This is a genomic window from Aequorivita aquimaris, from assembly GCF_001573155.1.
GTDB classification, from domain to species: domain Bacteria; phylum Bacteroidota; class Bacteroidia; order Flavobacteriales; family Flavobacteriaceae; genus Aequorivita; species Aequorivita aquimaris.
Genome location: NZ_JRWG01000006.1, coordinates 183,346 through 203,095, shown reverse-complemented (window position 1 = coordinate 203,095; position 19,750 = coordinate 183,346). Strand labels below are relative to the sequence as shown.

General features: G+C 41.0%; 17 protein-coding genes and 1 pseudogene. 12 read left to right on the top strand and 6 right to left on the bottom strand.

Annotated elements, in window-relative coordinates; translation table 11 throughout:
• The 6 genes and pseudogenes from LS48_RS11110 to LS48_RS11080 all read left to right on the top strand — a co-directional run bounded on the left by LS48_RS11110 (position 1) and on the right by LS48_RS11080 (position 5,496).
• Positions 1 to 297, top strand: a complete 297-nt coding sequence (locus tag LS48_RS11110) for an NAD(P) transhydrogenase subunit alpha part 2 (RefSeq protein ID WP_045079123.1) — start codon at positions 1 to 3, stop codon at positions 295 to 297.
• Positions 298 to 428: 131 nt separating this feature from the next.
• Entirely contained in the window at positions 429 to 1,817 is a 1,389-nt protein-coding gene (locus tag LS48_RS11105; RefSeq protein WP_062622590.1) for an NAD(P)(+) transhydrogenase (Re/Si-specific) subunit beta, read from the top strand.
• 150 nt (positions 1,818 to 1,967) lie between these two features.
• Positions 1,968 to 2,198: pseudogene (locus LS48_RS11095) on the top strand (Ku protein); the annotation flags it as partial.
• Positions 2,110 to 2,577 carry a non-homologous end-joining DNA ligase LigD gene (gene ligD / locus LS48_RS15700; protein WP_369038063.1) on the top strand — a complete coding sequence of 156 codons (468 nt, stop codon included), beginning with the start codon at positions 2,110 to 2,112 and terminating at the stop codon, positions 2,575 to 2,577. The pseudogene LS48_RS11095 and the gene ligD, both read left to right, overlap by 89 nt.
• A gap of 169 nt (positions 2,578 to 2,746) precedes the next feature.
• Positions 2,747 to 4,594, top strand: a complete 1,848-nt coding sequence (locus LS48_RS11085) for a tetratricopeptide repeat protein (RefSeq protein WP_062622586.1) — start codon at positions 2,747 to 2,749, stop codon at positions 4,592 to 4,594.
• Between the two features lie 125 nt (positions 4,595 to 4,719).
• Positions 4,720 to 5,496, top strand: coding sequence for a DUF1206 domain-containing protein (locus LS48_RS11080; RefSeq protein ID WP_062622585.1), 777 nt, complete (start codon positions 4,720 to 4,722; stop codon positions 5,494 to 5,496).
• A gap of 87 nt (positions 5,497 to 5,583) precedes the next feature.
• Here the strand turns inward: LS48_RS11080 and LS48_RS14925 are convergent, their stop codons facing one another.
• Both LS48_RS14925 and LS48_RS11075 read right to left on the bottom strand, forming a co-directional pair.
• Positions 5,584 to 5,787, bottom strand: coding sequence for a Kazal-type serine protease inhibitor domain-containing protein (locus LS48_RS14925; protein WP_204376470.1), 204 nt, complete (start codon positions 5,785 to 5,787; stop codon positions 5,584 to 5,586).
• Positions 5,788 to 6,006: 219 nt separating this feature from the next.
• Entirely contained in the window at positions 6,007 to 6,957 is a 951-nt protein-coding gene (locus LS48_RS11075) for a DUF4382 domain-containing protein (protein WP_076692458.1), read from the bottom strand.
• Positions 6,958 to 7,410: 453 nt separating this feature from the next.
• On the opposite strand from LS48_RS11075, the gene LS48_RS11070 reads away from it, so the two are divergent.
• The 5 genes from LS48_RS11070 to LS48_RS11050 all read left to right on the top strand — a co-directional run bounded on the left by LS48_RS11070 (position 7,411) and on the right by LS48_RS11050 (position 14,401).
• Positions 7,411 to 8,811, top strand: a complete 1,401-nt coding sequence (locus LS48_RS11070; RefSeq protein WP_062622583.1) for an MATE family efflux transporter — start codon at positions 7,411 to 7,413, stop codon at positions 8,809 to 8,811.
• Positions 8,812 to 8,871: 60 nt separating this feature from the next.
• A complete protein-coding gene (locus LS48_RS11065) occupies positions 8,872 to 9,384 on the top strand; it encodes an inorganic diphosphatase (protein WP_062622582.1) in 513 nt (170 codons plus the stop codon).
• Positions 9,385 to 9,477: 93 nt separating this feature from the next.
• A complete protein-coding gene (locus LS48_RS11060) occupies positions 9,478 to 11,970 on the top strand; it encodes a sodium-translocating pyrophosphatase (RefSeq protein WP_062622581.1) in 2,493 nt (830 codons plus the stop codon).
• A gap of 157 nt (positions 11,971 to 12,127) precedes the next feature.
• Positions 12,128 to 13,393, top strand: a complete 1,266-nt coding sequence (locus LS48_RS11055; RefSeq protein ID WP_062622580.1) for an MgtC/SapB family protein — start codon at positions 12,128 to 12,130, stop codon at positions 13,391 to 13,393.
• A gap of 6 nt (positions 13,394 to 13,399) precedes the next feature.
• Complete coding sequence (locus LS48_RS11050) at positions 13,400 to 14,401, top strand: App1 family protein phosphatidate phosphatase (RefSeq protein ID WP_062622579.1); 1,002 nt, start codon at positions 13,400 to 13,402, stop codon at positions 14,399 to 14,401.
• Here LS48_RS11050 and ppk1 read toward each other — a convergent pair.
• The 4 genes from ppk1 to LS48_RS11030 all read right to left on the bottom strand — a co-directional run bounded on the left by ppk1 (position 14,391) and on the right by LS48_RS11030 (position 18,600).
• Complete coding sequence (gene ppk1 / locus LS48_RS11045) at positions 14,391 to 16,430, bottom strand: polyphosphate kinase 1 (RefSeq protein WP_062622578.1); 2,040 nt, start codon at positions 16,428 to 16,430, stop codon at positions 14,391 to 14,393. The two genes, LS48_RS11050 and ppk1, sit on opposite strands and share 11 nt — an antisense overlap.
• A gap of 133 nt (positions 16,431 to 16,563) precedes the next feature.
• Positions 16,564 to 17,088, bottom strand: coding sequence for a lipocalin family protein (locus tag LS48_RS11040; protein WP_062622577.1), 525 nt, complete (start codon positions 17,086 to 17,088; stop codon positions 16,564 to 16,566).
• Between the two features lie 94 nt (positions 17,089 to 17,182).
• A complete protein-coding gene (locus LS48_RS11035; RefSeq protein ID WP_062622576.1) occupies positions 17,183 to 17,797 on the bottom strand; it encodes a deoxynucleoside kinase in 615 nt (204 codons plus the stop codon).
• Between the two features lie 2 nt (positions 17,798 to 17,799).
• Positions 17,800 to 18,600, bottom strand: coding sequence for a hypothetical protein (locus LS48_RS11030; protein ID WP_062622575.1), 801 nt, complete (start codon positions 18,598 to 18,600; stop codon positions 17,800 to 17,802).
• 260 nt (positions 18,601 to 18,860) lie between these two features.
• On the opposite strand from LS48_RS11030, the gene LS48_RS11025 reads away from it, so the two are divergent.
• The gene (locus tag LS48_RS11025) at positions 18,861 to 19,742 is read left to right on the top strand and encodes a GLPGLI family protein (RefSeq protein WP_062622574.1); all 882 of its coding nucleotides are present in this window, start codon (positions 18,861 to 18,863) and stop codon (positions 19,740 to 19,742) included.
• Positions 19,743 to 19,750 lie beyond the last annotated feature (8 nt).

Sequence of the window (19,750 nt, the reverse complement as noted above, 5' to 3'; positions counted from 1 at the left end):
ATGGATTTCATAAATCAACACATCCAGGAAATTTATTTTGTCATTTTTTGTGTCTTTATCGGCATAGAAGTAATCGCCAATGTGCCCGCTATTTTGCATACGCCTCTAATGAGCGGCGCCAATGCCATTAGTGGGGTTATTTTGGTAGGAGCCATTATCGTGATGCTACGGGTGCCGGCGGACGATTACCTCAACCTCACTTTGGGGGGAATCGCGGTTTTTCTCGGCACCCTTAACATTTCTGGCGGATTTTTCGTTACCGGACGTATGTTGAAAATGTTTAGTCCTAAAAAATAATTCCTCAATTATTGACTCAATACTGAAAGACACAAAACATAAGCAACCTCAATTTAAAAAATCGCTTATGTTTTGGTCTTTTTTTAAAGTCGTTCTATTTTCCAATAAAAACAAAACTTCATAATTAAACCATGTACGCAATCATAGAAGTAGGTTATTTAATTGCCACCCTGTCCTTTCTGGGAGGTTTGAAATTTATGAGTTCCCCAAAAAATGCGAAAACGGGAAACCTAATAGCCGCCTTGGGCATGGTCCTCGCCGTGGTCCTCACTTTTATGGCTGCGGTAACGGCAACCGTTCCCTATACCAATTTAATAATTATGCTCTTGGCAATCGCCGTAGGAACGGTTATCGGCAAAAGGCTCTCAGACAAGGTTGAAATGACTGGCATGCCCCAACTGGTCTCGTTATTCAATGCCACCGGCGGCGGCTGTGCAATGCTTCTTGGCTTGGTAGAGGCCAACCAAATGGATCCCTTCACTACCATTCTGGGCAATAAAATCCTACTTATAGCCGGTTTGATAACGGGGGCAGTAGCCTTAACGGGAAGTATTATAGCAGAGCGAAAATTGGCCGGTAAAGTAAAAGACAGACGCAGTAAAACCGTCATCCTTTCCGCAAGGATACTTTTGGGTTTGATGGTATTGTTGCCTGTGCTTTATTTTTTCGGAATCATTCCTATCGGGTTTACCGCTTTTATGTATGTACTGGCAGCCATAGCCATGGTTTATGGCGTGCTCTTCGTTCTTCCGATTGGGGGTGCCGATATGCCGGTAGTAATTTCTCTTTTAAATAGTATCACAGGTATAGCTACCGCTTTCGCCGGTTTCGTTTATGGAAACAAGGCAATGATAGCGGGTGGTATTTTTGTAGGTGCCGCTGGTATTCTGCTCACTATTTTAATGTGTAAGGCGATGAACCGTTCCCTGTTAAAAGTACTTGCAGGAACGTTTAAAAAGAGTAAAAATGGTGCCGTTGAAGAAGCGCAGGAGATTAAGGAAATAAGCATTTCGGAAACGGCCTTATCACTTTCGTTTGCGCAGAAGGTGGCCATCGTTCCCGGTTACGGACTTGCGGTTGCACAAGCGCAACATATTTGTGGTCAATTGCAACAATTATTAGAAAAGCGTCACGTGGGGGTAGATTACATAATCCATCCCGTCGCTGGCCGTATGCCAGGACATATGAACGTGCTGCTTGCAGAGGCCAATGTGGAATATTCCCATCTAAAGGAAATGGATGAAGGCAATGAAAACATGGAACAGTACGATGCTGTTTTGGTAATTGGTGCCAACGATGTAGTAAACCCAGCAGCCGAAAACAACCCCGACAGCCCCGTTTATGGGATGCCCATCATTCGTGTGTACGAAAGCAAGCAGGTTATAGTAATGAAACGAAGTATGGGCAAAGGCTATGCAGGCGTTCAAAATGACCTTTTCGCACTGGATAATTGCAGTATTCTTTTTGGCGATGCGAAGTCTTCTTTGCAGGAGATCGTGAATCAATTAAAACTGATTTAAGCTATAGTTAGCAGGTATAACTTCCTTAAATATCCTCTACATTTCATACGGCGTATAATCGCGTTTCTTATTTCTGCCACCGTTAAAATATCGTGAAACCCCGATTGCCTTTCCCGCATTAGCATTATTTTTAATGAAAATGCTATGATTATGAGATCAATTTGGAATGGTTTAATAAGCTTTGGCCTAGTGTCAATTCCCATAAAAATGTACAGCGCATCGGAAGACAGAAAACTCGATCTGGACATGCTCGACGTTCATGACAATGCACGCATCCACTACAAACGCGTAAATGAGGAAACAGGCAAGGAAGTGGAATGGAAGGATATCGTTAAAGGGTTTAAGAAAGGCGACAGTTATATTGTGCTGGATAAGGAAGATTTACATTCCATTAGGCGGTAATTACAGCTACAATGAGGCGCGAGATTTTACCAAACTGCTGTGCTATTTTATCCACGAAAAATTGCCAAAGCTCACCAGTATGGAGCGTGCAGTAAAGAATCGGAAAGGCAAGATTTACTTGGATTACTTACAAAACCGCAGGGGCCAAACCTTGGCGGCTCCCTATTGCGTAAGGCCCAAAAAAGGCGCGCCTGTTTCTGCTCCACTATCTTGGAAGGAAGTAAAGTCCGGCCTTGCCATCTTGGATTTTACCATAAAATCCATGCCCCAGCGCCTTACGGAAATGGGCGATTGGTTTTCTCCGGTTTTGGGTAAGGGGGTAGATATAGCTAAGGCAATTGATAATCTGGAAGCCTAAGCAAAGGGAAAGGCATCACAAAAAAGTAATTCCTTAAAACTTAATTTCTAATCCTCATTCTCTAATCTCCTACCTCGAGCTTCGAATTTTGAATGTTGCAAATCTTCCTTTTAACTTCCTTGTCTACATCATAGTTATTTCAATTATATTTATCGCCCCAAACTTGCTTATGAAAAATTCTATCTACCTATTTCTCTTCCTTTGCATATTTACTGACCTCCAAGCCCAAAATCCGGAAATAGACAGGCTCAACAAAAAGATAGAAAGCCATGTGCGTAATCCAGATTCTACCAAGTTTTATTTATTTCAACTCTTAAAGTTTTCTTCAGAACTGCATGATACCATAATCGGAAAATCGTACAGCACTATAGGCATACAGTACAATAAACTTGCGGTGCCCGATTCGGCGGAATTTTATATGGAAAAGGCGCTTGACTATACTGAAGATTATCCTTTGCAGCATGCCAAAATGTATCTTAATCTAGCCATAAACTATCGTATAGGGTCGCAATATCAGGAATCATTGCAAGCTAGTGAAAATGCCATTGAACAGTTTAAAAAAGCAGGTAATCAGGAAGGAGTGGGGAGGGCCTATGGCGAAATGGCCTCCAATTATAATTATATGAAGAACAGCGAGAAGGCGCTGGAATATCTCAAAAAAGCCATCGCTATTTTAAAGAAATCGGGCAGCGAACGCGAATTGAGCATCGTAAGGCAGAAACTTGCGAACCTATATTACAACAATAGTAACTTTACTTTTGCCAGGGATATTTATGAAGAAATTTTGCCGGTCTTCGCAAAGGAAAAAGGAACCAACTATTATGTTACTTTATTGAGTTACGCCGATTGCCTACTTCAGTTGGAAGAAAATTATAAAGAGGCGGAAGAAGCCCTAAAAGAGGCGGAAAATGCCTTTAAGGAAATGAATCAAAAGGAGTATATGTGGATAGCCGTGAGCAATCTTGCCCAAGTATATGTAGCTATGGGCAAATCACAGCAGGCGCAAGAAGCATTCCAACGCGCTTATGATGGCATGTACCAAATAAGTTCGCCTCGCTCTTTGGAAACGAGTGTTCGTTATCTTGATTTTTTGAATAGTAAAAAACAGTATTCTAAGGCTCAAAAGGTAATTGAAAGGGTAAAAGCCTCAACAAACAGCACGAGAATGAAAATGAATGCCGACAACGAAATCGACTTTCTAAAACAGGCTGTATTCACCTATGGACAAAACGGAATGGTGGAAAAATCATTGCAAGCTTTTGAGCGTTTGGATTTTTTAAAAGACTCCCTCAATACTGCCTTAAACCATGCCAAATCCTTGGAGCTGCAGGAAGCCTATCAAAATGATTTGCAACGCGAACGAAATCTCGTGCTAAAGAAAAACAATGAACTTTTGATTGAGAATAATAATAAAAAGGATAATATCCTACTCTTGGGCTTTCTTAGTTTTATACTCCTCCTAGCCATCGGCTTGGTTCTCTATAGGACCAATAGAAACAAACTGAAATTGCAACAGGAACTGGTAGCAAGCTTGGAAAATTCAAAGAAGGTGTTGGAAGAGAAAAATACCCTTGAGGGAGAGCTGCGCCTTGAACGCGAGAGGGTTTTGGAAAACAAGGAAAAGGAATTGGTGCAAGTGAGTATGGAAATGTCCAACCTACAGAACCAGATTATAGAGCTTATTGAAAATAGAGACAATCTAGAAAGTTCCACCGTTCTGGCAGAAAAGTTAAAAAATCTTTTGGGCCAAAATAATTATTGGAAATATTTTAAGGGGAAATTTATAGAGGTGCATCCTGTCTTTGCCCTTCAGCTAGCAGAGATGTTTCCCAACCTGTCTGAAAACGATGTGGCCTTTTGCTGTATGTTGAAATTGCAGCTATCTGAAAAAGAAATCGCAGCGCTTATGGGCATCAGTACCGATCAGGTAGAAGTTAAAAAGACTACACTACGTAGGAAAATAGGTATGGGTGATGATATCCTAGGGTTTGAAAAATTGATAGATCATTTGGAGTAATGTCAGGCTATGCCTTACAAAGTAAATGTACTACTTAGGTTGAAGAGACACCAAAACTTTTCCCATCAATAATATCAGCGCTAGTTGTAGCTTGGCGGGCGTTTGTCAATAAACACATTTCAAATTTGAAAAAATCGTATAAAACTGCTGCTGTTATTGGTTTTGTGTCCAAGGGCATTATCTATGTGGTAATAGGAGTGCTCTCTCTTATGGCAGCTTTGAACATGGGAGGCGATAGTTCGGGCACCAATCAGGCGCTATTGTTCCTGAAAAAACAACCTTTTGGGCAGGTATTATTGCTGCTCCTTGGCGTAGGTCTTCTTTGCTATTCTTTCTGGATGTTTCTTCAAGCTTTTAAAGATCCTGAAAATATTGGTTCGGATTACAAGGCGAAATTACGGCGCTTTGGTCTTTTTACCACGGGCTTAGTCTATGTAGTTGTGGCTTTTCTATGTTTTTATCATCTTTTTTCCTATCCCATGGAGGAAAGCTCAAACTCGCGCTATCTGGATTTTTTGGGACCTACAACCTTAAGCTACGTTTTTATCGGCATTGGTATTGTTTTGACCATGCAGGGGATTGTACTTACCGTTGGAGTTATTAAGGGCGGGTTGTTGGATCAGTTTAATCTGGAAGGAAGGAAAGGTGCGGCCATTATAAGGACAGTGGGGCAGTTCGGGTTTTACGCCCGTGCCTTTGTGGTGGCCATTATTGCCTACTTCTTTTTCAGGGCCGCAATTTATACAGGCAATCACGATATAAAGGGAATTCAGGATGCTTTTAAATTCTTGGATCAATCCACCTTTGGGAGAATATTGATGGCTATTACCGCTGTTGGATTTATTTCATACGGAGCATTTTTTGTATTGCTAACGCGGTATCGGAGTTTTGAAAAGGAATGATCTGGTTTTTTATAAAACTTGGAATTTTCCAACTTATAAAAATAGAGTGTGCATGACCCAATTACTTATAAAATTGCAGCAGAATTCCTACTCACACTTTCCTTGTGTCCAAGAAATAATCCCAGCACGATCTGCGGCACAGGGGTTACTATAAGTCTTGCCATCGCAACCACATACTGGATTGTATTCCATGGTGCAGGGGCCATCACTTATCTTTGCAGGGTCTATGCAAGCTCCGGATCGGGTTACGCCACAAGCTGCTATACATAAACTGACAGGTATTGCTGCCAAAATTAATTTTTGGTTGAAGTATTTCATAAATAGGTGGTTTTAGGAAAGCTAAGGTAAGCGAAAGTTAGCTACTATATAAAGGGTGCGTCTTAAATTTTTTCTACTATTATGAACGTCTTCTCGCTATTCCAGTTTGGGAGTTCATGAAAGTGGTATTCTAACTTTAGGTATAAAAAAACCTCCCATTGGGAGGTTTTAACTATTTTATGAAATGTGGTTTTACAGTCCAAGAATGGTAAGTAAAATCACTTGGATGGTTACTTCGGTGTTTGCCGAAACCATAACTTCCATAAGGTCTAGGCCCAAATCGCCCTCTGCCTCAATCATTCCGGTAAACTCGTATTCGCCGTCGCTATTGGTATCTTCGTAAGACGCAAAGTGAATTTCATAGGTTCCTTCCGTTAGGTAATGCAAGCTAAACTCGTTACTGCCACCTGTGGCCATACTACTTGTTACTGCATTGGCAAAACGTACGCCGGCTGCGTTCTCGTTTTCTTCGCTTTCGCTATAGCTGCCTTTGGTATATGCGTATGCAACTGTTTTTATCTCGTTGTTTCCGGTGTTGTTAGTAGCTGTTCCGTTAATGGTACCCGCATCCAATACGTTTACTACCCTAATGCTGTTTTCCAATTGGGCTTGACCAGCAAAATTATAGCCTGAGTTACCAGCATCTGCTACGATAGACTTACGTAAATCAAAGTCAATTATTATTTGGTTGGAAGATGAGGCTTCAATATCATAACTATTGTTCACATTAATGGTGCTGTTTTCTGCGGTTAGCTCAACCTTATTGTTGCCAGTAGTAAGTACGTAGTTAGCGGGAGCATTGCCCGAGGCGTCGCTTTCTGTGTCCAACACCAAGGTTACTTGGTTGTAGGTGTTTGCGGCCAGGTCAATGTCTCCCAACAATTGGGTGTTGCCATTTTGTAGGGCGTGCAGGTTCACGGTGGTTTTTGTAAAGCCATCTAAGCTAGTACCGTTTAGCTTCACATCGGCAATAGTAACGAAAACCCCTTCTACTTCAGCGTTGTCTATTGGACCATCGGTAATATAGACTTGGGCATTATACGCCAATTGATCTGTTTCATTAGCATCGTCTTCACTACATGAGGCAAAGCCTACAATTAGTAAAAGCGCAAGCATCGATTTGTAAATCACATTTGTTTTCATAGATTGTTTTTTGTTATTGTTAATGCTATTTTAGGTTTGTTTGTTATGGATGACACGCATTGCCACACCGCAATATTAGCGTAGTATCTCCGCAATTATTGTAAGTATTAACGTACGTTAACGTTTTTTGGGAAATGGGCGGGGCACTACGATTTTAGCAGATATGTCTCTAAAAAAACACCCCAAACCTTTTGAGGAACAAAAGATTATTGGGGTATGATTAGATAGTATTACAATTGCTTTTTAGGCAAAAGCAATAACGTTTAATTAACACTCAGCGCTTGTCTGATTTTAACAATGGTTTGTAATTGAAGAGGGTTTTTCGAGGGTTTAAATCATCTGCTTTAAAAAAATATTCTGGCTTTTTAATAGTCGCTTATACTTTTAAAATGTCCAGATTGCCCATTCACTCACAAATTTTTCTCCATACATTTACGACAAAGTTTACAATAAATGGCAGCGCACTCGCTAAAATCATTTTTCATTCTTTTAAAGGAGGCCATAGCGGGCAAGGAGATTGACCTTACCCAAGCCAGTATCAAGAAAGCCATTTTCTTACTAGCCGTGCCCATGATTTTGGAAATGAGCATGGAATCCATTTTTGCTTTGGTAGACATTTTTTATGTGTCCCAAGTAAGCACAAATGCTGTGGCTACAATTGGATTAACCGAATCTGTAATCACCCTTGTATATGCCTTGGCGGTTGGTTTAAGCATGGCTGCCACGGCTATTGTTGCAAGGCGAATAGGCGAAAAAGACCCTGAAGGCGCCAAGCGAGTGACGGTGCAAGTTATTTTTTTGGGAATATTGGTTTCTTCAATAGTTAGTGTGATAGGAATTCTTTTCCCGAAAGAAATTTTAGGATTGATGGGGGGAGAGCAATCCTTAATTGATGAAGGGTATCGCTATACACAAATCCTTATAGGTGGAAATTTCACTATTGTATTATTGTTTCTTATCAATGCTGTTTATAGGGGTGCCGGTAACGCCTCCATGGCAATGTGGACGCTCATTCTCTCTAACGGCATCAATATCGTACTAGATCCAATTTTCATTTTTGGATGGGGCCCAATTCCGGAATATGGAGTTGCGGGTGCTGCAATTGCAACAACAATTGGTCGTGGAACTGCAGTGCTTTTCCAACTTTATATTTTATTCTATGGAAGTACTCGCATCAGGCTGGCATTAAAGAATTTTGTGGTAAACATAGGGGTGATGATCAACTTAATTCGTGTTTCCCTTGGCGGAATTGGCCAGTTTATTATTGGCACTAGCAGTTGGATTTTCTTAATGCGCATTATTAGTGAATTTGGCAGCGAAGTGCTGGCAGGCTATACTATTGCAATTAGGGTTATTATGTTCACAATGATGCCTGCTTGGGGGTTGAGCAATGCGGCGGCCACATTGGTTGGGCAAAATTTAGGTGCCAACCAACCTGAACGCGCTAAAACTTCCGTCTGGAAAACCGCCAAATACAACGCCTTTTTTATGGTTGCTGTTTCTGTAATATACCTTTTGTTTGCTAAAAGCATTATTGGCTGGTTCAGTGTGGATCCCGAAGTTTTAAAATATGGAGCGCTTAGTTTGCAAATTGTAACTATAGCATATTTTCTTTTTGCCTATGGAATGACGGTAACTATGGCTTTTAATGGTGCGGGCGATACCAAAACCCCGACCATTATAAACTTTTTCTGTTTTTGGGTGTTTCAGCTACCGTTTGCATATTTTACTTCCCTGGTTTTGGATTGGGGTCCCATTGGGGTGTTTGTTGCAATTGCTTTGGCAGAATCCTTAATTGCAGTTATAGCAATTGTTTGGTTTAAAAAAGGAAAGTGGAAAATGATAAAGGTTTAGTTTTATAAGGCTTTATCGGCTTAATGGATTATTTTTGCATCCTTTAAATAATTCAAAATAATGAAAAAGACATTTGACGTACTGATAGAAATTCCCAAAGGAAGCCGCAACAAATACGAATACGATTTTGAGCTGAAGAAAATTCGTTTTGACCGTATGCTTTTCAGTAGTATGATGTACCCTGCCGATTATGGTTTTATACCAGAAACCTTGGCGTTGGACGGCGACCCGCTAGATGTATTGGTATTGGGTGGCGAACCCACCTTCCCCATGTGCGTAATGGAGGTGAAGCCTATCGGTGTGTTTCACATGGCCGATGAAAAGGGCCCAGATGAAAAGGTAATCTGCGTTCCCGTTTCCGATCCTATATGGAGCAGCTTGAATGACCTTTCTGATATGAATCCACATTTAGTTCGCGAAATAGAACATTTCTTTCAGGTATATAAAGATCTTGAAAAGAAAAAAGTTGACGTGGACGGCTGGGGAGATGCCAGTGAGGCTATCGAAATTTACAACCAATGCGTAAAACGTTATAAAGAAACTCCCGAGGTTCAAGGACATTTCAGTATTTAATATAATTAGGGATGAAATTTACTGTTTCGTATCCCAAACCATTTCCCTATTTTTGCAGTCGCAAATTTGAAACCAATCTAAATTAATTAAATAATGGAACAGAACATTATATTTATTCCTATTGCTCTTGCCGTATTGGGCCTTTTGTTTATGCTCGTTAAAATGAGCTGGGTAAAAAAGCAGCCCGCAGGTAGCGATCGCATGCAGTTTATTTCAAAAAGTATCAAAGAGGGCGCCTTGGCGTTCCTAAATGCAGAATACCGTTTGTTGGTAGTTTTTGCCGTTATTGCCGCAGTACTTTTGTTTGTGGTTTCACAAATGGTTCCGTCCACCAGTTGGATGATTGTGCCCGCCTTTATCTGTGGGGCAATCTTTTCAGCATTGGCCGGAAATATCGGGATGCGTATTGCCACCGATGCCAATGCCCGTACTGCCGAAGCTGCCAAAACCAGCCTTCCGCAGGCACTTAAAGTTTCCTTTGGCGGCGGTACCGTTATGGGTCTTGGCGTTGCAGGCCTTGCAGTATTAGGATTGAGCTTGTTCTTCCTGTTCTTCATTGGCCAATTTATTGGAACCGATCCTTTGAATTTTTATGATGAAATGACCATCGTACTTGAAGCCCTTGCAGGTTTCTCCCTAGGTGCGGAGAGTATTGCACTTTTTGCCCGTGTGGGTGGTGGTATCTATACAAAAGCTGCCGACGTAGGTGCTGACCTTGTAGGTAAAGTGGAAGCGGGTATTCCTGAGGATGATCCTCGTAACCCTGCAACCATAGCCGATAACGTGGGTGATAACGTAGGTGACGTAGCGGGAATGGGTGCTGACCTTTTCGGAAGTTACGTAGCTACCGTACTTGCCGCAATGGTATTGGGTAATTACGTAATCCGCGATATGTCCCTTGACATTCCATTTACCGATAATTTCAACAATATGGGGCCTATCCTCTTGCCTGTGGTAATTGCAGGTGTGGGTATTCTTGCTTCTATTATTGGAACCTTCTTTGTAAAAATCAAGAATAATGACGCAAAAGAAGCCCAAGTTCAAAAGGCTTTGGATACCGGAAACTGGGCAGCGATCATCCTAACGCTTATCGCCAGTTGGTTCTTGATAGACTGGATGCTTCCGGACACTATGAATATGAAATTTTTCGGCGAAGGCTATAAAACCATCCCTTCAATAAACGTTTTCTGGGCGGCCTGTATCGGTCTTGCCGTAGGGGCGCTTATTTCCTTCGTAACCGCTTATTATACAAGTCTTGGTAAAAAGCCGGTTCTTGATATTGTGAAAAATTCTTCCACCGGCGCCGCTACCAATATTATTGCAGGTCTTGCCGTAGGTATGAAATCTACCTTTGCTTCCGTGATTCTTTTTGCGGCTGCTATTTACGGATCGTACGAACTTGCTGGTTTTTACGGAGTTGCTTTGGCCGCTTCAGCAATGATGGCTACTACAGCTATGCAGCTTGCTATTGATGCTTTCGGTCCTATCGCCGATAATGCAGGTGGTGTTGCTGAAATGAGCGAACTGGATCCACAGGTGCGTGAGCGTACCGATGTTTTGGATTCCGTTGGAAACACTACGGCTGCCGTTGGGAAAGGTTTCGCAATCGCTTCTGCTGCCTTGACAGCTTTGGCTCTGTTTGCAGCTTATGTAACCTTTACAGGTATTGACGGTATCAATATTTTCCGTGCTGATGTGCTTGCAATGTTGTTCGTGGGTGGGATGATTCCGGTGGTATTCTCTGCAATGGCAATGAAATCTGTTGGAAAGGCCGCTATGGAAATGGTACAGGAGGTACGTCGCCAGTTCCGTGAAATTCCTGGTATAATGGAAGGTACCGGAACTCCGGAATACGCAAAATGTGTGGATATTTCTACAAAAGCTGCTTTGAAGGAAATGCTCCTTCCAGGCTTACTTACTATTATCACTCCTGTTATTATCGGTCTTGTATTTGGTGCCGAGCCGCTTGGTGGCTATATGGCCGGGGTTTGTGTGAGCGGTGTTATGTGGGCTATTTTCCAAAATAACGCGGGCGGTGCTTGGGACAACGCTAAAAAGTCTTTTGAAGCCGGTGTAATGATTAATGGTGAAATGACCTATAAAGGAAGTGATGCGCACAAAGCTGCTGTAACGGGTGATACCGTGGGTGATCCATTTAAGGATACTTCGGGCCCTTCAATGAACATTTTGATTAAACTTACCTGCTTGGTCGGGTTGGTTATCGCTCCAATCCTTGGAAACCACGGCGATGTGGCAATGGCTACTGAAACCTCTTCGGAAGAAGTTTACTTTATTGATGCCGAGGGCAACAAAACCATCCTTACCGAGAAGCAAGTGGAATACCTTGAAAATGGGGAAACTAGCACTATTGAAGGAGGGGAAAACCTAAAAAACAAAACTGAAACTGTTGTTGAAATGTTGAAAAACGAAAACAATGATCAAGTAACTGCAAACGTAACGATCATAAGAACCGTTGAAGGTGTTGAAACTACCGAAACCAAAACCTTTACAGGCACCGAAGAAGAAGTTCGCGCTCAGTTGAAGGATGTGGACGGGGTAAAAATAAAAATAAAGGATAAGGAATAAAGGGAAATTCCAAATTCCAAATTCGCTATATTAACCTACAAAGTTTTCAAAACTTTGTAGGTTTTTTATTTTTCCAAAATACCAATCCTTTATCCCCAATTAACAAATTCACCCAACTTAGCGTAGATATTTTAGAATTTACTATCTTGGTGCTGCTATGAATTATCACGACATTGTTACTTTGGCTATTGCCTTTGGGTTGGGAATGCTTGTAGGGCTCCAAAGACAGAAAAGCGACCACGAAATGGCGGGTGTACGCACCTTTACCCTTATCTCGATAATGGGGGTTGTTTCTGCATTTTTGGCCCGCGATTTTGACAATCCCTTTATTCTTCCTGTTTTGGGCCTATGTATAACCGCACTTTTGGTAACCGCCAATGTGATAAAACTCAAAAAATTAAATGATACCGATATAGGCCAGACCACGGAAGTTGCCGCCCTACTTATGTTTGCGGTAGGAGCTTATTTGGTTATGGGCGATAGGATGGTGGCCGTGATTGTAGGAAGTTCTATGGCCATTCTGCTCTATGTAAAAGAGCACCTACATAATTTTATCGAAAATCTAAAGGAAAAGGATCTTGCCGCCATCATGACTTTTGTGGGAATTTCCTTGGTAATCCTTCCGCTGTTGCCCGATAAAACCTATGGTCCGCTGGATGTGCTAAACCCACGCAATATTTGGCTTATGGTAACCTTGATTGTAGGCATAAGCGTTGTGGGTTATTTCATCTATAAATTTGTGGGTAAGAAGGTAGGGATCATTTCCAATGGAATTTTGGGCGGTCTCATTAGTAGTACCGCTACCACCGTTAGCTACGCACGAAAGACGAAAGATGCTGAATCAATTAATAAAATGGCGGCATTTGTTATTACCGCAGCCTCTGCCGTTGCCTTGATAAGGGTTTTGGTTGAGGTGGGCGTGGTAATTCCAGAAAAATTGCCAGAAATAGTATTACCGCTTATAACGGTCTTTGTACTTATGGCACTGCTATGCATAGGTTTATTCTACATAATCAGTAAAAATGGAGGAGGCGAAGAAATGCCCGAACCCAAAAATCCGGCGCAATTTAAAAGTGCGTTGATATTCGGCTTGCTTTACGGCGGAATTTTATTGGCAGTAGCCTTTACCAAACAGGAATTTGGAAACGAGGCACTGTATGTAGTCGCAATTATCAGCGGGCTTACCGATGTGGATGCCATTACACTTTCCCTTTCACAACTTATGAAAGGTGGTGGCCTTAATACTTCCACTGGATGGCGGCTTATTTTATTGGCTACGCTTTCCAATCTACTCTTTAAAGGAATTATGGCAGCCGTTCTTGGCACGCATCAATTAGCCAAGTGGATTGGTATTTCTTTCGGCATAACCATCGCGTTTGGATTATTGGTAATGTGGCTTTGGCCCGAAGGCTGGCATCTATAATTGCGTATGTTCAAAAAAGACCCGGTTCAAATTGTTACCTTTCACAGTTACGGCACTGCCAACCATCTATATATAAAAGGCAGGACAATACAGGATGAAGGTATCGACCTTTCCAAAACAGGTTTTCTCAATCTGCTTTGGAACAGTTGGAAACGTTTTGAAACCGATAAGGTTAAGAATGCCAAGCTCATTCTTAAACTTGCAGATGGAAGAACGCTGGAAACAGTATCAGATTCCCAAGGCTATTTTTTAATCGATATTACAATAGAAAACCTGCTTTCCCTGACGGATGCCGAAGGTTGGCTTGAATACTCCATTTCTTTCGCAACAGAAATTAAGGGAAGGGAAATTCAACAGAATAATAATTTTAAAGGGGAAATATTAATCCCTTCGGAAGAAGCAAAGTTTGGCGTAGTCAGCGATATTGACGATACCATTCTCCACACGGGACTGACGTCTTTTTTTAAATGGGCAGTAATTAAAAACACCTTTTTCAAAAGAGCTGAAAAGCGTATTCCCTTGGAAGGCGCAGCAGGTTTTTATCATCAATTGCACGATGGGAAGTCAGGCAGCGACTGCAATCCAGTTTTTTACGTAAGCCACAGCCCTTGGAATCTGTACCGTTATTTGGAAGTATTCCTTCAAAAGAACAACTTTCCGAAAGGCCCCATTCTGCTTCGCGATTTCATAAATCCATTCGGCAAAAAACCGCCAAGGGGCGAAAAGCCGCAAAAACAGAAAGAGATTTTGAATATTATGAAAACCTATCCGAAGTTGCCATTTATCTTAATTGGCGACAGCGGTGAGCACGACCCCGATATTTACATCGAAATTGCCGAGGCGCATCCCGAACGTATTCTGGCCCTCTATTTGCGAAACGTAAACCACAAAAGGAAAATGATACGGGTGAAAGGACTCTTTAAGGATTATGAGACCGTGCCCGTACTTTTGGTCGAAAACAGTAAAGCCGCAGTGGCACACGCCCGAGAGATGGGTTTTATTCAGTAAGATTTTTGAAATATTCATAAATCGCAAGTTGCGACTGTACTTTCTTTGCCGAATTTTTTACGTATTCATTCTTTTGTTCGGCATCGATAATTCGGGCTTTTACATTGTCGTTCAACTCTATATTGATAATGTCGCGAATGGTTTTTTTATGGTCTTCATCCAAAATGGGCGTTACCACTTCAATGCGGTGGGTCAAGTTGCGCGTCATCCAGTCTGCCGAGCCTATAAAAAGTTGCTCGTCGCCATCATTTCCGAAAATATAAATTCTTCCGTGCTCCAAAAAGAGGTCAACTATACTGGTAATGGAAATATTTTCACTCTGGCCTTCTATTCCGGGAACAAGGGAGCACATTCCGCGAATCAATAACCGTACTTCAACCCCTGCATTGCTGGCTTTGTAAAGTTCCTTTATCATGTTCTCGTCCTGCAGGCTGTTCATTTTTAGAATAATCAAACCCTTTTTGCCTTCATTGGCAAGGGCGATTTCCCGTTCCACCAAAGCCGTAAAACGCTCGCGGGTGGTAAATGGCGACACCAATAATTGTTTCGTTTTGGGAACAATCATATCGCGCTCTAAGACCATAAATACTTTCTTAAGGTCTTTGGTTATTTTTTTGTGGGCGGTCATCAATCCAAAATCTGTATAAAGGGTGGCCGTATTTTCGTTGAAATTGCCCGTGGCAATGTAGGCATAGCGCTTCATTTTTTCTTCAACTTCCCTTTCAATATAAAGTATTTTGGAATGCACCTTAATATCGGGATAACTGTAAATGACCCGCGCCCCATTTTTTCTGAAAATGGCGCCCCATTTTAAATTGTTTTGTTCGTCAAAACGGGCTTTCACCTCAATAAAAACCGTTACGTCCTTTCCGTTTTTGGCGGCTAGGGCAATGGCATCGTTCAAATCAGATTCGTCTGCCGCGCGGTAAATTGTGATTTTTATGGTTTTGACCTGTGGATCATTTGCCGCTTCCTGCATCAGTTTGATTACAGGTTTAAAACTTTGGTAAGGATAGTGCAGCAATTGGTCTTTTTTGTCGATAACCTCGAAAATCGAATTACAATTTTCCAATACCGGATGGGGAAGTGGCGGCAGCTTTTCATTGGACAGCTTTTTCTGCGTGGGGTTGGGGAACTGCATAAAATCCTTAAAATTATGATAGCGTCCGCCCAGGACAACATCGGTATGGGTTACGTCCAGTGCCTTTTTCAGAATTTCCCTGAAATCCTCTGGCATTTCGGGGTCTATTAAAACCCGTGTGGCCTGCCCCGTATCGCGATTGGGAAGGGCGGCTTTTATCTTTTCCATCAAATTGCCGGAGAATTCATCCTCGATATACAGTTCGGCATCGCGCGAAATTTTAAGGGAATGAAAGGCCGTATCCCTTTTTTCTGAAAATTCCTTTTGAAGATTGTATTTTAGAATATCATCAATAAAAGTGATATAAAACTCTTTATCATCTTCCGAAGGAAATACAAAGAAACGTGGCTCCGTCTCCGGAATTTCCACCATTAAAAATTCATCTTCCGCGGTTTGGGCGGCCAAGTAAAGCCTTTCGTTTTTTACGAATACCGAATGTTGCTCGGTGCAGGGATTGCAGCTTATTTCGGTAATCTGCTTTAGGCTTTCCTCATAATATTTGGTCGCGATTTCCCGCTGTTCTTCCGTAAAATTCTCGTGGCGTATCAAATGTATTCCTTCCGAAGCCAACTGCGGAATTATTTCTTCATTGAAAATTTTTCCGAATTCATTTTGCTGGATATCGACCTGTTTTTTGATTTCCTTTAAAACCTTGTTTGGTTTGGTAATCAGCTTTTTCCGAAGCGGTTTTTCAATGTTTTTTATCTGCCGAATATCGGAAACCCGAACGCGAAAAAATTCATCGAGATTTGATGAAAAAATTGCCAAAAACTTGATGCGCTCATAAAGTGGATTGCGCACGTCTGCCGCTTCTTGTAAAACACGGTGATTAAAGCGAAGCCACGAAAGGTCGCGGTGGTAAAATTTATTATTGTAGAGTGATGCCATAGTATAAATGGCAAAATAATGGTTTTACAGATAGAATACTGTAAGGGAAACGTTAAGGTTTAAATATTAAAATTTCTAAAAAAAATAACCCCTTTTCATTTGAAAAGGGGTTGAAAGCTTTAGCCGAAAGAATTTACTGTTTTGTAAAAGTCAAAATGATATTTGTGGTAGAAGTTACAGTAAATCCACCTTGAGACATCGTTTGAACTTCTTGACCTTTTAATACCATAGTATCATCAGTTAATTGTACAATTGTTATTTCATCAGTTTCATTATCAACTGTTACATTGAGCGTGTTTCCATTCATGCTCCACTCGCCACTTGAAAGAAATTCTAAATTCTCAATGTTTTGGGTAGTTGACTGACCATTAGCAGTTGTTGTCAGTTCAATACTATAACTGCCGTCAGAAACTACTTTGTTGGGATTTTCAGTAAAAGTAAGCGTGTAGTCTACATCATAGCCTTCTCCATTAAAAGTAGCCGAAATATTTTGACCTTGTCCAGAAGTTTCTGTTGCTCCAGAATAATCTACTGTTGTTCCTTTCCATACGCCAACAATATTGCCATTATTTTCAAGTGCAGGATTATCATCATCTTTGGAACAAGAAATGGATAATGAAATAAATGCTGTAAAAAGGATTAATTTAAAAATTTTCATAGGTAATATTTTACGTGTTAATAAAAAGTTAAAGCGCGCAATATATAACTTTTATCAAACGTAAAAAAAGAGTTTTTTGTTTTTTTAAAATTGCTTAAAACAGCCCGTGAAGTTCCGCGTCTATCTTATTGATTACCTGACCTAAATGCTCCGGATCGTCCACAAAATTTATGTTGTCCACGTCAAAAATAATGAGGTTTCCTTTGTCATAATTATGAATCCACGCTTCGTAACGCTCGTTCAAACGACTTAAATAATCAATACTAATAGAGTTTTCATAATCGCGACCGCGTTTGTGGATTTGATTTACCAAATTCGGAATACTGCTTCGCAAATAAATCAATAAATCAGGACCTTTTGTAACGCTCTCCATAAGATCAAAAAGCGAGCGGTAGTTTTCAAAATCGCGGTTGGTCATCAAGCCCATTGCGTGCAGGTTTGGCGCAAAAATGTAGGCATCTTCGTAAATGGTCCTGTCCTGGATTACGTTCTTTCCCTTTTCGCGAATTTCGAGAATCTGGCGAAATCGGCTGTTCAAAAAGTAGATTTGAAGGTTGAAGGACCAACGTTCCATTTGATTGTAAAAGTCATCCAAATACGGGTTGTCTTCCACATCTTCATAATGGGCCTGCCATTTGTAATGTTTTGCCAATAAACGGGTAAGGGTGGTTTTTCCGGAACCTATGTTTCCTGCAATTGCAACGTGCATAGTTATTCTTTAGTTGGGATGGTTAGTTTAAAAGTGTGCAAATTTTCGCCGTCATAAATATACAGGAAATCATTGGTAAGCTGCAAGTCCTTAATTGTTATTTCGGGTAATTTCAGCATCACGGTTGTGTGATTTACTGTTTCGTTGCGTCTAGCAAAATCTGGAAGGTAATAAAGTGCGTTTTCCTTTAAAGCGACCAAATTTTCATTTTGTTGAACAATTTTTTCATAGTCTTCAGAAGGTACTTCGTTCAGAATACTTCCGTAGATATTGAAGGCGCGCAGTTTTTTTTCAGTCAGTGTAAAGCAGTAATTAAAATTACTGGCCTGCGAGAGCAATTTCCCCGGAAATGGTTGCGATACTACTGTTTGCAGTTTTGAGCCGTAATTATACATTTCCAACTGTTGCGTGTCCACATTAAAGAGCCATAAGCTGTTGCCGCCGGCGTTTGTGGCGGTACTTACGTTCAAAAATTGCGGTAGGTTGTTAAAGTTGATGCGTTCTATCTCGTTCAGTTTGTTGTCCAGCATTACCACCGTGTTTGTGTCCTGGAAAAAGGCAATCACTTTCAGTGGATTGATTATGTCAATCGATGTTATCCGCCCTAACTGTAAATCATTAAAAAGAAAGTTACCATCTGGGCCTTGTTTTTTCAATACCCGGTCTTTTATAAAGTAGGCATTTTTGTAGTTGTCAAAACCAATAAACTTATCGGCAGCAAATGGAACTTTACCCTCAAGCGTAACGCTTTGGGCAATGCCAAGGTGGCAAACGAGCAATAAAAAGAGGAAAAGCTGTTTCATCTGTGTAAGATATTTGAGAAATAGGAAGAAGGAATGCCGCGACATAGATATTCATTTCGTTTACAATTTGTTAATCGGCATTTCATAAAGTTGGCAAGTTACAAAATGAAGGTTTTATTTAAACGAAAAATAATGTAACAGATTATAACTTGGTTCGTCTTAGTGGTAGTGGACAGAAATTTGTTCAAACAAATTAAACTAATTTTAAACATTTTAGTCAAAGTGTTTTAACTTTGACACTTACCATCAAAATACTATTTATGATACGATATACCCTAATACTCCTATTATTTTTCTCATTTAGCATAAACGCCCAAAACATAAGCGGCCAAGCCTTTTACGAATCCAAGACCACGGTAGATATGGACGCCCTTGGCGGCGGCCGTGAAATGAGCGAGGAGATGAAAAAAACCGTCGCCCAAATGATGAAGAGTGCCTTGGAAAAAACCTACATTCTTACTTTCAACAAAGACGAGTCCATTTATAAGGAACAGGAAAAGCTGGATGCCGCCCCGATGAATCCCGGTTTTAAAATGATGATGAGCAGCTACACGCCCGGGGCACAGTATAAAAACCTTAAAACAGGGCAGATTGTAGAAGAGAACGAATTTTTTGGAAAGCAATTTTTAGTGACAGATTCCATTAAGGATTTAGATTGGCAAATAACTAAGGAATCTAAAACTATTGGGCAATACATCGCTTTTAAAGCTACAGCTATGAAAAAGGTAGATCCCAATGATTACAGCATGGCACGCCCAAAAAAGAAAGACGAAAGGGAAAATGCCGAAACAAAAAATGACACCGCCCAACCACAAGACCCAATGGATATGATTGAAATACCAGAAGAAATTGAGGTTACGGCGTGGTTTACGCCACAGATTCCCGTGAGCAACGGTCCGGGCGAATATGCTGGTCTTCCAGGTCTTATTTTAGAATTAAATGTTTATCGAACCACACTTTTATGTTCCAAAATAGTGATGAATCCAAAAGAAGCAGAAAAAATTGAACCACCCAAAAAGGGAAAGGAAGTTACCCGTGAGGAGTATATTAAAATTGTAAAGGAAAAGACTGATGAAATTCGCGAGAATTTTAGAGGTCGCGGCGGCAATGGCGGTGGTGGTCGTCGTGGCGGCGGATTTTAAAAAAAGTT

Excerpts from the sequence above, each read along its gene's own strand:
- LS48_RS11110 (WP_045079123.1), top strand. The coding sequence starts at position 1 with ATGGATTTCATAAATCAACACATCCAGGAAATTTATTTTGTCATTTTT.
- LS48_RS11105 (WP_062622590.1), top strand. The coding sequence starts at position 429 with ATGTACGCAATCATAGAAGTAGGTTATTTAATTGCCACCCTGTCCTTT.
- ligD (WP_369038063.1), top strand. The coding sequence starts at position 2,110 with ATGAGGAAACAGGCAAGGAAGTGGAATGGAAGGATATCGTTAAAGGGT.
- LS48_RS11085 (WP_062622586.1), top strand. The coding sequence starts at position 2,747 with ATGAAAAATTCTATCTACCTATTTCTCTTCCTTTGCATATTTACTGAC.
- LS48_RS11075 (WP_076692458.1), bottom strand. The coding sequence starts at position 6,957 with ATGAAAACAAATGTGATTTACAAATCGATGCTTGCGCTTTTACTAATT.
- LS48_RS11070 (WP_062622583.1), top strand. The coding sequence starts at position 7,411 with ATGGCAGCGCACTCGCTAAAATCATTTTTCATTCTTTTAAAGGAGGCC.
- LS48_RS11065 (WP_062622582.1), top strand. The coding sequence starts at position 8,872 with ATGAAAAAGACATTTGACGTACTGATAGAAATTCCCAAAGGAAGCCGC.
- LS48_RS11060 (WP_062622581.1), top strand. The coding sequence starts at position 9,478 with ATGGAACAGAACATTATATTTATTCCTATTGCTCTTGCCGTATTGGGC.
- LS48_RS11055 (WP_062622580.1), top strand. The coding sequence starts at position 12,128 with ATGAATTATCACGACATTGTTACTTTGGCTATTGCCTTTGGGTTGGGA.
- LS48_RS11050 (WP_062622579.1), top strand. The coding sequence starts at position 13,400 with ATGTTCAAAAAAGACCCGGTTCAAATTGTTACCTTTCACAGTTACGGC.
- ppk1 (WP_062622578.1), bottom strand. The coding sequence starts at position 16,430 with ATGGCATCACTCTACAATAATAAATTTTACCACCGCGACCTTTCGTGG.
- LS48_RS11040 (WP_062622577.1), bottom strand. The coding sequence starts at position 17,088 with ATGAAAATTTTTAAATTAATCCTTTTTACAGCATTTATTTCATTATCC.
- LS48_RS11035 (WP_062622576.1), bottom strand. The coding sequence starts at position 17,797 with ATGCACGTTGCAATTGCAGGAAACATAGGTTCCGGAAAAACCACCCTT.
- LS48_RS11030 (WP_062622575.1), bottom strand. The coding sequence starts at position 18,600 with ATGAAACAGCTTTTCCTCTTTTTATTGCTCGTTTGCCACCTTGGCATT.
- LS48_RS11025 (WP_062622574.1), top strand. The coding sequence starts at position 18,861 with ATGATACGATATACCCTAATACTCCTATTATTTTTCTCATTTAGCATA.